The sequence below is a fragment of the Priestia sp. TGN 0903 genome, from assembly GCF_050846855.1.
In the GTDB taxonomy this organism is placed as follows: domain Bacteria; phylum Bacillota; class Bacilli; order Bacillales; family Bacillaceae_H; genus Priestia; species Priestia zanthoxyli.
In genome coordinates this window covers 331,915-345,045 of sequence record NZ_JBOZGL010000001.1, presented here as the reverse complement: position 1 = coordinate 345,045, position 13,131 = coordinate 331,915, and the positions used below count along the sequence as shown (strand labels likewise).

The following is a 13,131-nucleotide window of genomic DNA, read 5'->3' as shown; positions in this document are numbered from 1 at the left end:
GAGGAGCACATGTCTTCATATCGCATTGGCATTGCCTTTTTTTATCATGAATCTCACAGCTTTAGTCCATTAAAAACAGAAATAGAACAGTTTGTACAAGAAGGATATTTTGTTGGAACGGAAATATATAAAGCATACTCAGGAACCAAAACAGAAGTAGGGGGATTTTTGGATGTATTAAAGCAAGAGAAGCAAGTAGAAATCGTTCCCCTTGTTTGTGCAGCTGCAATTCCGTCTGGGGTTGTATCTTCGGCAGCTTATTACACAATTGAAAAGCAAATGCTGCATATGCTTACTCACGCCGGCCCGCTAGATGGCTTATTAATCGCCTTGCACGGCGCAATGGTAGCAGAGCATCTTTTCGATCCGGAAGCTCATTTGTTAGGTCAAATAAGAAGCTGTATAGGAAATGACGTTCCTATTGCCACTACGCTCGATATGCATGCAAATGTCAGTGAAGATATGCTTACGTACACGTCGCTTCACTTTGGTTTTAAAACATATCCTCACGTTGATATGTATGAACAAGGAGTGAACGCTGCGCGAGCGCTTTTAACACAAGTAAAAGAAAGCGCTATCTATTATGCGTCTTTAAAAAAACTGCCCATGCTTTTGCCGTCGATTAATATGCGAACAGCAGAAGGGCCGATGAAAAAAATGATTGATCTTGCTAAGCAAGCCGAGCAAGAAGAAGACTTATACAATGTTTCCATTTTTGGAGGCTTTCCGTATTCTGATATTCCAATTGCGGGAGCAAGCGTGCTCGTAACAGCTTTGAATCCTGAAACAGCAGAAAAAACAGCAAATAGACTAGCTTCTCAGTTTTGGAGTATAAAAGAAGATTTTATCATGGATTTGCCTACCGTTGAAGAAGGTCTGCAAACAGCGTTAAAACGATCAAACGAACAGCCAATTGTGCTCGCTGATATAGCGGACAATCCTTTAAGCTGCGGAAGCGGTGATACAACAGAGCTTTTAGAATACATGCTGAAGCTAAATATGCCGGGGACACTGTTTGGAGGTCTTTATGACCCTGAATCTATTAAACAATGCGTGCAAGCAGGAGTTGGAAGCTACGTCTCTCTTTCCTTAGGAGGAAAAGTTTCTCCTGAGTTTGGAAAGCCCGTTGAAGTTGAAGCAAAGGTCATTGGCTTATCAGAAGGTGAGTTTTACAATTCGGGACCGTTTAATCAGCATTTAAAAGTAAATGTAAAAGGCGCAGCTCATATTCGAGTAGGAGAATTGGATATTTTGTTGATTGGAAGGCCGGTATCAGCAAACGATCCTGAACTTTTTCGCCATATCGGTATCGAGCCAGCAAGGAAAAAAATCATTGGTTTAAAAGCTAAAAATCATTTCAGAGCCGCTTTTGAACCGCTTGTAGGGTCTATCATCTATGTGGATGCTCCAGGCGTAGCGTCAAATCGCTTAACGACCTTTAATTATCAGCACCTTCCAAGTCCAATATGGCCGCTGCAAGATGCAAAATATGAAAGTGAAAAAAGGAGGAAAGAAAAATGGATGCATTAAAAGAGCAGTATTATATCGAAGTCCCAGAGTCGTTAAGTCCCGCGCAGCAAAAAATGATGATTGAACTTGAAAAAGATGCGTTTCCGGGCATGGGAGCCGTTGATGAACAGACGCTTGTACCTTTAGCGCGCTACGGAAAGCTCATTCAATATTTTCAGGAAAATGACGCAAGGCCAATTGCCATTTGCGAGCTGCTTAGAGATTACAAAGATGTCACAAAAGCTTATATCTTTGGTTTCTACGTCCGCTCTGATAAACAAGGAAGCGGAGTTGGACAGCTGTTCTTAGAAGAAATATTTTCTATTCTACAAAAAGATAGTTTTGAAAGCGTTTGTTTGACTGTGAATGTAAAAAATGAAGGCGCTGTTAAGCTGTATAAAAAAATGGGCTTTACGATTAAAGAAACGCGAGCAGGAGAGTTTGGCGAAGGAGAAGATCGCTATTATATGGTGCGGTCAATTTCTTAGTAGAACATCTATTCAAAAAATGAACTTTGGAGGGAATATAAAATGAAAAATACATTATATAAAGCAAGCAGACATTGGAAAGAAATTGAGCTTTGGAAAGATGTAACGGACGAGCAGTGGAACGACTGGGTATGGCAGCTGACAAACACGATTAAAACATTGGAAGATTTGAAGAAAGTGATCAATTTAACACCTCAAGAAGAAGAAGGCGTTAAAATTGCAACCAAAACGATTCCGTTAAACATCACTCCTTATTACGCATGGTTAATGGATGAGAATGATCCGAAATGTCCAATCAGAATGCAGTCCGTTCCTATTTCAGAAGAACTGCATAAAACAAGGTATGATTTAGAAGATCCGCTTCATGAAGATGAAGATTCACCGGTTCCTGGCTTAACGCACCGTTATCCCGACCGCGTCCTGTTTTTAGTTACAAATCAGTGCTCCATGTACTGCCGCTATTGTACAAGAAGACGTTTTTCAGGACAAATCGGAATGGGCGTTCCAAAAAAACAGCTGGATACAGCGATTAATTACATTGCAGCCAACCCTCAAATTCGTGATGTATTAATTTCCGGAGGAGACGGCCTATTAATCAATGACAATATTTTAGAATATATTTTGAAAAATTTGCGCGATATTCCGCACGTAGAAATTATTCGTATCGGTACAAGAGCGCCGGTCGTGTTCCCTCAGCGCATTACAGAAAATCTGTGCAACATCTTAAAGAAATATCATCCGGTTTGGCTAAATACGCACTTTAACACATCAATTGAAATTACAGAAGAATCAAAGCGTGCATGTGAAATGCTTGCGAACGTAGGAGTTCCAGTTGGAAACCAAGCGGTTATTTTAGCCGGAATTAACGACAGCGTGCCAATCATGAAGCAGCTTATGCATGATTTAGTAAAGATCCGCGTGCGTCCTTACTACATTTATCAATGTGATTTATCAGAAGGAATCGGCCATTTCCGTGCGCCAATCAGTAAAGGACTAGAAATTATGGAAGGACTTCGCGGCCATACGTCGGGCTATGCAGTTCCTACGTTTATCGTGGATGCTCCTGGAGGAGGCGGTAAAATTCCGCTGCAGCCAAACTACATTATTTCTCAAAGCTCCAATAAAGTTGTGCTTCGAAACTTTGAAGGTGTTATTACGTCTTATCCGGAGCCGCAAAATTACCAAAGTGGCAGCGCAGAAGAATTTTATAAAAAAGTATATCCTGAAGTGTTTGAAAAATTTGAAAGCAACGGTGTTCTTTCGATTATTGATGATACAAAGTTCAACTTAACGCCAGAAGGTCTAAACCGTCTTGACCGCCGGAAAACGTATGATCAAAATCCAGAGCATAGCTCTTTAAAAGACAAGCGTGAAAAGCGCGATCAATTAAAAGAGAAAAAATTTGAAACGCAAATGAAAAAATACGAAACAGCGGGAGCAAAGGAGGAATAATATTGAAGTGCCAATGGTGCGAATCATATGAAGCCAAGGAGACGGATGCAACGGTTTATTGGGAGCTTCCTGACGGTACAAAAGCTATAGAAATTAAAGAGACGCCTTCCATTACATGTTCAGAATGTGGAATTACGTATCAAACAGACGAAACAGTTGGACACATTGAAGATCAACTGTTTTTAATCAACACCTCTGTCTTAGAAAAAAGTGTAACGTACGAACAGCTTATGAGCCTGCCTCGTCTATTAAAACGAAACTACTTTGATTTTTCAAAGTGAGCAATAAAGGATCCATCTCCTACTTTTTATAGGAGATGGATATTCTTATACGCTTTACGTTAAACATGTTCGCATAGTTCTTTTATGAAGGTGGGATAAGTATGGAAGCAGTCGATATAAATCGTAATGAAGAAGAAAAAAAACAGGACGATAAGCATGTAAAACGCCATTTAAAAGCTCGTCATATGACCATGATTGCCATTGGAGGTTCAATAGGAACTGGCTTATTTCTAGCCACGGGATCTTCCATCCAAACTGCTGGACCGGGAGGAGCGCTGATTGCTTACGGGGCTATTGGAATTATGGTTTATTTTCTCATGACTAGCCTTGGAGAAATGGCCACGTTTATGCCGGTATCAGGTTCTTTTTCAACATACGCCAGTCACTATGTAGACCCAGCTCTCGGGTTTGCGCTCGGCTGGAACTACTGGTTTAACTGGGCTGTTACGCTCGCTGTAGAAATAGCTGCTTCTGCTATTATCATGAAGTTTTGGTTCCCTGATGTGCCAAGTATTATCTGGAGCGCTTTGTTTTTAGGCTTAATTTTTTTACTTAATTTCCTATCTGTAAAAAGCTATGGAGAATCTGAATATTGGTTTGCTCTCGTAAAAGTAGTAACTATCATTGTATTTATCGGAGTGGGCCTTCTGACGATCTTTGGCATCTTCGGCGGTGAATATATCGGCTTTAAAAACTTTACATTAGAAGAAGCGCCGGTCAACGGCGGATTTCTGTCCGTACTAAGCATTTTCTTTATCGCGGGATTTTCTTTTCAAGGTACAGAGCTAGTCGGTATTGCGGCGGGGGAAAGTGAAAACCCTCAAAAAAATATACCAAAAGCCATTCGCCAAGTCTTTTGGCGCATCCTTCTATTTTATATTGCAGCCATTGCTGTAATCGGGCTTATCATTCCTTACACCAGTCCATCTCTTCTAGGAGGAGATGTGGATAACATTGCGGTTAGTCCATTTACGCTTGTTTTTGAAAAAGCAGGAATTGCTGCAGCTGCTTCGGTGATGAATGCTGTTATTCTTACATCCGTTTTATCAGCCGGAACATCTGGTTTATATGCTTCTACGCGAATGTTATGGTCAATGGCCAATGAAGGGCAAGCGCCTAAAGCGCTTCGGAAAATTAATCGTCGAGGAATTCCAGTAAATGCGCTTGTTTTAACCACTATTATTGGCGGTCTTGCCTTTTTAACATCCGTTTTTGGTGATCAAATGTATATGTGGCTTTTAAACGCTTCAGGTATGAGCGGATTTATTGCGTGGATTGGTATTGCCGTCAGCCACTATCGTTTCCGAAAAGCATATGTTGCTTCAGGACAGGATCTAAATGATCTAGCCTATAAAGCAAAATGGTTCCCTCTAGGTCCTGTTCTTGCATTTGGAATGTGCCTCATTGTTATTTTAGGACAAAACTATCAAGCGGTACTTTCCGACAAAATTGATTGGTACGGCTTAACGGTCTCCTACATTGGCCTGCCTCTCTTTTTAGCGACGTGGTGGGGATATAAAATAGCAAAGAAAACCAAGGTTGTACCTTTGCATGAGTGCATTCAAAAAGAGGATAAGAAATAAAAAAGCCATAGTGGCTAACGACAAAGAAAAAAGGTGAACCCCGGACAGTGGGGTTCACCTTTTCATTTATAAAAATCGATTATTTTACACTCTGTTATACAAATATCATATCATAAAAAGTGATTTTTTTCCAGTCTGGTTTTTATTTTGTTTATTGATAAAATTCAAGAATAGCACTGCATGCTAAGCAATTGTGGAGGTTGGAAATCTTTGTACTTTAATAAGAAAAGGGGTTCGTAATGAGAATTTCTGCAGGTGTTGAGATGCTACAGTTGACTGCCAGAGCTTTTGACCAAGATATAATATTAAATCCTACGTTAGTTTGGAATAACGATGAAGCTATTCTAATTGATACAGGAATGCCTGGGCAAACCGATCAACTGAAAGAGATCTTGGGTGAATTGAATATATCTATTGAACAGCTAAAAGTAATTCTTCTAACGCATCAAGATCTAGATCATATAGGGTGTGCGACTGATATACGAAAAAAATCAAATGAAAATATCATCGTATATGCTCATGAATTTGATAAGCCGTATATTGAAGGGAAACTTCCGCTTATTAAAACGAATGCTAGTCAAATGAGTAAAGAAGAACTATCAGCTATACCTGATGAAATAAAATATTTATATAAAACCCCTCCAAAAGTTGACGTGGATATAGTATTAAAAGGAAGTCAACTGCTTCCATACTGCGGAGGCATTGAAGTTATTTTTACTCCCGGACATACGCCTGGGCACGTTAGTTTTTATTTAAGAAAATCAAAAACGCTGGTTGCCGGAGATGCTCTAGTATTGGCAAATGGACAGCTAATGGAACCTGTTAAACAAACGACCTTAAATATGGACCAAGCAGTTCAATCACTTGAAAAGTTTTTAAACTATGAGATCGAGCATGTTATTTGTTATCACGGAGGCTATTTTCAAGGCTGTCCGAAAGAAGCGATTTTAAGGATAAAAGAACACGTTGCAGAGAGACAAAGTTAAGATAAATAGAAGCCAAAGGGGATGGACAAAATGTTTACAGCAACTATCAGTGTCCGAAAAATAAATGATAATCTCATTATAAAATGGCAGCTTGCACACTTTACGATTCCGTTAGAAGACATTCTTGAAGTAACGGAAGATGACACGTACGGAGGCAAAGAAGCAAACGCCATTCGAATTGGCCCTCCGTACGGAACAACTGACCGAATTTTTATTAAAACGACCAATAAAAACGATCTGTTATTTACCTCAAACGCACCGGCTATATTAAACGAAATAAATTCATAACGACCACTACTAAATATGAGATATATAGGAGAGAAAAAATTGAAGATTAGCCGTACTTTCGATGCTGATACAATTGCCAAGCTTAATCAGTCTGTTCATCAACTGCATGTAGAATTATCCCCCGAGCGCTTTCAAACATATGATTTTCAGAAGATACATGAATTTTTTAAGAAAGTGATGGAAAACGATAGGTTTATCTTTCTTTTAGCAGAAGATGAAGGACAGCATGTAGGATTCGCTTGGGTTGAAATAAAGCAGTATTCAGAAACAGTGTTTAAAAAAGCTTACAAGTCAATTTATGTTCATCAAATAAGTATCGCAGAACTCCACAAAAACAAAGGGTTTGGTTCAAGTTTGATGAAAGAAATTTATAGCATTGCCCGTACTCAAGACATAAATACAATTGAGTTGGATTACTGGAGTGACAATACGGTTGCGGAGAGTTTTTACGAAAAAGAAGGCTTTGTTACGTATAGAAAAATGGTTTATAAAGAGCTTTAAAGAGAGCATTTACTTGCTCTCTTTTTTATGTCTAGGAAGCCATTTTCTTCATTTTAATCACTCAATAAAACAAAGTACGCGATTTGAGAACTTAACTCTTGAAAAATTTTTGTTTTACATTTATACTTACATTCTTGTTCGCGTAATGCGACAACTTACTTTATATTCAACTAGGAGGTATACAGATAGTATGGAAAATTTCATTTATCATAATCCCACAAAATTAATCTTCGGAAAAGATCAGCTTCAAGCATTATCAGAAGAACTCCCGAAATACGGAAAAAATATTTTGCTTGTATATGGTGGAGGAAGCATTAAGAAAAACGGTTTATATGATCAAGTTCTTGCGCTGTTAAAAGAGCTAAACGTAAACATACACGAGTTAGCGGGCGTAGAGCCAAACCCTCGATTATCTACGGTACGAAAAGGAATTGAAATTTGCCGAAATGAAAACATTGATTTCATGCTAGCAGTCGGCGGAGGAAGCGTTATTGACTGTACAAAAGCAATCGCTGCCGGAGCTGAGTATGAAGGAGACGTCTGGGATATTATTAACAAAAAAGTCACGGCTACAAAAGCACTGCCGTTTGGAACGGTATTAACATTGGCAGCAACAGGTTCTGAAATGAATCCTGATTCGGTTATTACGAATTGGGAAACAAATGAAAAATACGTTTGGGGAAGCGCCGTTACGCACCCTGTATTTTCTATACTAGATCCTGTGAACACGATGTCTGTTCCTAGAGATCAAACTATCTACGGCATGGTAGACATGATGAGCCACGTGTTCGAACAATATTTCCATAACGTGAAAAACACGCCTTTACAAGATCGTATGTGCTATTCCGTATTACAAACAGTAATTGAAACAGCACCGAAATTGCTAGAAGATCTGCAAAGCTACGAACACCGCGAAACGATTTTATATTCCGGAACGATCGCATTAAACGGAACACTTCAAATGGGCTACTTTGGCGATTGGGCTTCACATACAATTGAACACGCGGTATCAGCAGTATATGACATTCCTCATGCGGGCGGTTTAGCAATCCTATTCCCAAATTGGATGCGACACGTTGTAGATCAAGATGTCACTCGTATGAAACGCGTCATGACAAGCATGTTTGATATTGAAACTGCAGGTAAAAGTGACAAAGAAATTGCGTTAGAAGGAATCGATAAGCTAAGCGCTTTTTGGTCAAGCCTTGGTGCACCTTCTCGCTTAGGAGATTACGATATCGGAGAAGAGCGACTAGACGAAATTGCTGGAATTGCTGCTCGTGAAATGGAGCACGGAGGTTTCGGTAACTTTAAGAAACTGAATAAAGATGATATTTTAGCTATTTTAAAAGCATCACTGTAAAGTGAAAAATAAAAAAGAAGGAGACACCTGTCTTCTTCTTTTTGTTTTATCTTATAAATGACTGGAAATTAAGTAGAGTAGGAAGAATGGTTTTTTTCTCAAATTTCAGTTAACAACTAAAGGAAAAGCTTTATAATTAAGTACAGAAAGAAAGTTTTAGAGAATTTAAGGGAGTGGGAAGATGAAAAAGTTTGCGCTAGCTTCATATGCACTTTATTTGTTGGGCGGATTAGTCATTACAGCCGTAGGATCCGTCTTACCGCAATTGTTAACACATTATCATGTTTCCTATACAGTTGGCGGGCAGCTTGTATTAGTAGGTTCTTTAGGATTTTTGATAGGAGTTCCGCTATCTTCTTTTTTATTAGGACGCTTCAGAGAAATGAATTTACTTACAATTTCCGCACTAATGATAGCGCTATCACAAATAGGTATGCTTTTATTGCCTCCATTTGAGTGGATTATTGCATTCAATTTTTTAAACGGTATTGGTGTAGCCGCATTGGAAGTAGTTGTAGCTACTTTAATGATGGAAGTATTTATCGGTAGAAGAGCTATTGTTATGAGTTATTTAGAAGTATCATTCGGTCTAGGTGCGCTGTTGATGCCGTTAGTAGCTAGCTTATTGATTTCACAGAACAGCTGGAGGTTTTCATTTTTTATAACAAGTGTACTAGCTTTACTAATGGTTGTGGTCTGTAAAATGATTCCTTTTGAAAAAGAGACTGTTTCAACTTCAGAAAGCGATGCTTCAGACGCCAACTCAGAACCTGCGCCTGTGCTTGCTAAAAATCAAAGATGGAAAATACTCGCTCTTTTTAGTGTAATGATTTTTATGTACGCCGGAGTGGAAAGCAGCATGAATAATTTTCTTTCGTCTATTTTTATCGTGTATCTAGATGTAATTCCATCACAGGCTACTTTAAGCATAAGCGTTTTTTGGGTGGCTATGCTAATAGGACGAGTAGCTACTGGATGGGTTATTCGAATCGTTACATACGAACGCTATCTTTTTGGCAGCATTGGAGGAACAATTGTGAGTTTAGTGCTGTTTATCTTGTTAAAAGAAGCAGTAGCAGGCTATATTTTATTAGCGTTCTTAGGGCTTGCAATGTCAGGTATCTATTCGATAACGATGGTATATGCTAACCATACGTTTACCGGATCTGCTCGTATTGTCACCAGTTTAATTACTGGTTTTTCAGGGCTTGGAGGTGCTGTTTTCCCTGCGCTTATTGGCTTTACTATGGACGCAAGCGGAATTACCTCAGCGCTTTGGTACATAACAGCTTTTGCATGTTTATATCTTCTGGCGCTTTGCATTATTTTTTTCGTTCAGCGTGATGCAAAACAAAAATCTAACGACACTGTACAGGCTATGAAATAAATGCTACTTCAAAAAAAGAAGTGAACTTATAAGTTCACTTCTTTTTCTTTTTATTCTCTCTTTCGTTATAGTAATCAAAAAGGGTTCACATAAATTCAAACTAAAAAGTAAAAGATGGATATCTCTATAAAAAAGGAGCGCTATATGAAAGAAGTGAAGTTTAACTCAAATGACGTTTTGAGTCAAAAACAAGAAAATATTCAAATTATAAAAGCAGCAAACGTGCAGCCTCAGCAAGCACGTGAAACGTTGGATAAACATTTGCTTCTTCTTCACCGTACCGCTAAGCCTGTTGCGATTCAAGAAACAGTAGCAGACAGCTTTCATGGAGGAGTAGCGTTTAAAAATGATATTAACTTTATTCCTGCGGGAGCTGACAGCACTTGCGAGTGGAAAGAACCGTTATCTTTTTTACGTGTTGAGTTAAATCCTCAAATCGTTAAAGAAATAGCTGATAAAGAAAGCTTATCTTCTAGGCTTGATTTAAGCTATTACCTTAGAAATCAAGATTATAAAATGCAGCAGCTGCTTTTATGGCCTAGCGAAGAGGTCGAACAGGGGAATCCCCAAGGAAAACTGTACATTGACTCAGTTACAAATTTAATTATTTATCACATTTTAAAACAGTATAACGATAGTCAGCCCAATTTCCTTGGTAAGAATCCGGGACTTGAGCATTTAAAAATAGCGATGGAATACATGCAAGACCACTATGCTGAATCAATTACATTAGATAAGTTAACTCGTTTGTCTAATTTAAGTCCCTCTCATTTCATTAACAGCTTTAAACAAACGCTAGGCGTAACGCCCCATCAATACTTGCTTAAGATTCGGATCGAAAGAGCAAAAGAAAAATTGCAAAGGTCCAGTTTGCCGCTTAGTGAAATTGCTTATGAATTAGGCTTTACAGATCAAAGCCATTTCTCAAGGCACTTTAAGAAAATAACCGGAATGTCCCCGCTTAAGTGGAAACAAAATTTTGTACAAAAATAACCGAATTTTGTACAAGAAAACGACTTAAATATCTCCTAAAATAAACGTGTAAAGGAATTTAAGAGGAGATGTTTAAGTGAAAATCATCTCCGTACTATAAAGATCATACACAGTATAGGAGAGATCATAATGAAAGTATTAGTAAATATATTTCACCCTAATTTAGCAGAATCTAACGTTAATAAAGCGTGGATGAAGCGATTAGAGAAGGAAGATGTCACAGTTAATAATATCTATGAGCGCTATCCGAATTGGGAAATTGATGTAGAAAAAGAGCAAGAGCTTTTATTAAAGCATGACCGCATCGTTTTTCAATTCCCTTTTTACTGGTATAGTACGCCTCCGCTAATGAAGAAATGGTTGGACGATGTATTAACTTTCGGCTGGGCATACGGCACGAATGGCACCAAACTGCATGGAAAAGAATTTGTATTGGCAATTTCAGTAGGAGGTCCGCAAAAGTCATATAGAGCAGGAGGTTATAACAACTATACGATTAGTGAGTTAACAAAACCACTGCAACAAACGGCTAACTTAACGGGCATGAAGTTTCTTACTCACTTTGTTCAATATAATTCGGTTGTAGTTACCGAAAAAGAGGTTAGTGAAAGTGCGGAATGTTTAACTCAGCATATAACAGATCCCGCATTAAACCCAGACGTGGCATTAAAAAGAATACTAAATGAGATGGCTGAAAAAGATGTAACTTTATAAATGGTTAATATCTATTTTAATAAAAAAATAAAAAAAGAAAGGTTGAATCTATGTCGACCTTTCTTTTTTTTAGAAAAATTCTCATTAAATTTTTTCTAACAATATCTTTATAATCAAATAGCAAAATTCCTGCTTTTAAGTTCGTTTTAGTATTAACCCTATAAACCATTCTTTTCTTTACTTTTTACTAATATATCAAATATTCTATATATTCCTAATGTTATATAAAATTAAATTGACAAATATATGAAGCGATCATTAGAATTTAGTCATCGAACAGTGAAGAGCTGTTTAAAAGTAGGGGGGAAGTAAATGCCGTTACAAAACAAGCATCTAGCAGTTGTGTTACAAAATACATATTTACCGTTTATTTTTGAAGAAGCAGAAGCTCTCGGAATTAAAGTGACGTTTTTTTATAACCAAGAAGAAGTAGAACCTAAGCATCTTAAAAACGTACAAAATTTCATACCCATTGATTTATTTCACACCCCAGACAAAGCTCTTGAGATTATTAAAGCAGAGCATCACAAAAATCCTTTTGACGGCATTATGACATTATATGAGCCTGCATTAGAGTTTGTATCTCAGTTGACAGAAGAGTTAAACTTACCGGGCTTATCACCGTTTGTAATCAGTAACTGTCGCAACAAGCAGAAGATGAGAGAGGTTTTAAAAGATAATGATCTTAACACTCCGTATTTTAAAGAGGTTGAAAATACGGAGGAATTAACGAATCTTTCAATGCCTTATCCTGTCGTAGTAAAACCTTCTAACGGATTTTCCAGTCAAGGTGTATCACGAGCGAATAATAAAAAAGAACTGATTTACAGCATAGAAAAAGTAAGACGCGTAAATGAAGAAGACCTAAGTAAATTCACAAAAAAGAAAACGAGCATGGTAATTGAACAATTTATAGACGGCCCAGAGTTTGCTATTGAGACGTTTACTGTAGAAGGAGAAGTTTATGTGCTTTCTATAGGTTATAAAGGAAATTCCAAGGGACCTTTCTTTGAAGAAGGTGTTTATATAGCTCCAGCTCACCTGAAAGAAAACGTTTGGGAATCTATTGCACAAGAAGCAGCTAAAGCAGCAACCGCTTTAGGGATTGAAAATGGCCCCGCTCATATTGAATTACGCTTGGACCCAGCAGGAAAACCTTATGTGATTGAAATAGGAGCGCGCATTGGAGGGTCTGGGATTTCTCATTATATCGTAAAAGAAAGTACAGGTATTAACTATATGGAGCTAGTTTTTCACTATGTATTAGGATTAAAACCTCCTGTATTAAAAAAGGAAAGAAAACGAAAGAAAGTGGTGGGCAACTACATTATCCCTGTGCAAGGCCATGGGATTTTTAAAGAAATTCGAGGCTTAGAAGACGTGCGTAGAGACACTGAAGTAAAAAGAGTTATTCAATTTATAACTGAGGGGACAGACATTTTACCATATCCGCACTTTTCAGGTTACCCTGGATTTATTTTAACCACTCATGACTCTTATTCCGACTGTGAACAGTATTACAGCTATTTGGATAACAAAGTAAAAATCGTTTATCAAAATAAAGTAAACGCATAGGGGGTATCAAA

13 protein-coding genes are annotated in these 13,131 nt (G+C 38.0%); all 13 read left to right on the top strand.

Annotation, left to right across the window (positions count from 1 at the left end):
- Window positions 1-9: 9 nt before the first annotated feature.
- The 13 genes from ACRPLY_RS01815 to ACRPLY_RS01755 all read left to right on the top strand — a co-directional run bounded on the left by ACRPLY_RS01815 (window position 10) and on the right by ACRPLY_RS01755 (window position 13,120).
- Window positions 10-1,530, top strand: a complete 1,521-nt coding sequence (locus ACRPLY_RS01815) for a M81 family metallopeptidase (RefSeq protein WP_432231509.1) — start codon at window positions 10-12, stop codon at window positions 1,528-1,530.
- Window positions 1,518-1,997 carry a GNAT family N-acetyltransferase gene (locus ACRPLY_RS01810; RefSeq protein WP_049164561.1) on the top strand — a complete coding sequence of 160 codons (480 nt, stop codon included), beginning with the start codon at window positions 1,518-1,520 and terminating at the stop codon, window positions 1,995-1,997. The genes ACRPLY_RS01815 and ACRPLY_RS01810 overlap by 13 nt, the downstream gene beginning before the upstream one ends.
- A 42-nt stretch (window positions 1,998-2,039) precedes the next feature.
- Window positions 2,040-3,449: a lysine 2,3-aminomutase gene (gene ablA, locus ACRPLY_RS01805; RefSeq protein WP_033578990.1), complete on the top strand. Its 1,410-nt coding sequence runs from the start codon at window positions 2,040-2,042 to the stop codon at window positions 3,447-3,449.
- 2 nt (window positions 3,450-3,451) lie between these two features.
- Complete coding sequence (locus ACRPLY_RS01800) at window positions 3,452-3,730, top strand: YokU family protein (RefSeq protein WP_033578991.1); 279 nt, start codon at window positions 3,452-3,454, stop codon at window positions 3,728-3,730.
- Between the two features lie 101 nt (window positions 3,731-3,831).
- Window positions 3,832-5,313: an amino acid permease gene (locus ACRPLY_RS01795; RefSeq protein ID WP_033578992.1), complete on the top strand. Its 1,482-nt coding sequence runs from the start codon at window positions 3,832-3,834 to the stop codon at window positions 5,311-5,313.
- A gap of 239 nt (window positions 5,314-5,552) precedes the next feature.
- Entirely contained in the window at window positions 5,553-6,299 is a 747-nt protein-coding gene (locus tag ACRPLY_RS01790; RefSeq protein WP_034266182.1) for an MBL fold metallo-hydrolase, read from the top strand.
- A gap of 30 nt (window positions 6,300-6,329) precedes the next feature.
- Window positions 6,330-6,587, top strand: a complete 258-nt coding sequence (locus ACRPLY_RS01785; RefSeq protein ID WP_432231508.1) for a hypothetical protein — start codon at window positions 6,330-6,332, stop codon at window positions 6,585-6,587.
- 39 nt (window positions 6,588-6,626) lie between these two features.
- Window positions 6,627-7,088, top strand: a complete 462-nt coding sequence (locus ACRPLY_RS01780; protein ID WP_033578995.1) for a GNAT family N-acetyltransferase — start codon at window positions 6,627-6,629, stop codon at window positions 7,086-7,088.
- 190 nt (window positions 7,089-7,278) lie between these two features.
- A complete protein-coding gene (locus tag ACRPLY_RS01775) occupies window positions 7,279-8,451 on the top strand; it encodes an iron-containing alcohol dehydrogenase (protein ID WP_432231507.1) in 1,173 nt (390 codons plus the stop codon).
- 181 nt (window positions 8,452-8,632) lie between these two features.
- Window positions 8,633-9,838 (top strand): MFS transporter, encoded by a 1,206-nt coding sequence (locus ACRPLY_RS01770; RefSeq protein WP_432231506.1) that lies wholly within the window; start codon window positions 8,633-8,635, stop codon window positions 9,836-9,838.
- 144 nt (window positions 9,839-9,982) lie between these two features.
- On the top strand, window positions 9,983-10,831 hold the full coding sequence (locus tag ACRPLY_RS01765; RefSeq protein ID WP_432231505.1) for a helix-turn-helix domain-containing protein: 849 nt from the start codon (window positions 9,983-9,985) through the stop codon (window positions 10,829-10,831).
- Window positions 10,832-10,960: 129 nt separating this feature from the next.
- The gene (locus ACRPLY_RS01760; RefSeq protein ID WP_432231504.1) at window positions 10,961-11,545 is read left to right on the top strand and encodes an NAD(P)H-dependent oxidoreductase; all 585 of its coding nucleotides are present in this window, start codon (window positions 10,961-10,963) and stop codon (window positions 11,543-11,545) included.
- A 312-nt stretch (window positions 11,546-11,857) separates the two neighbouring features.
- Window positions 11,858-13,120 (top strand): ATP-grasp domain-containing protein, encoded by a 1,263-nt coding sequence (locus ACRPLY_RS01755; RefSeq protein ID WP_432231503.1) that lies wholly within the window; start codon window positions 11,858-11,860, stop codon window positions 13,118-13,120.
- Window positions 13,121-13,131: the final 11 nt, after the last annotated feature.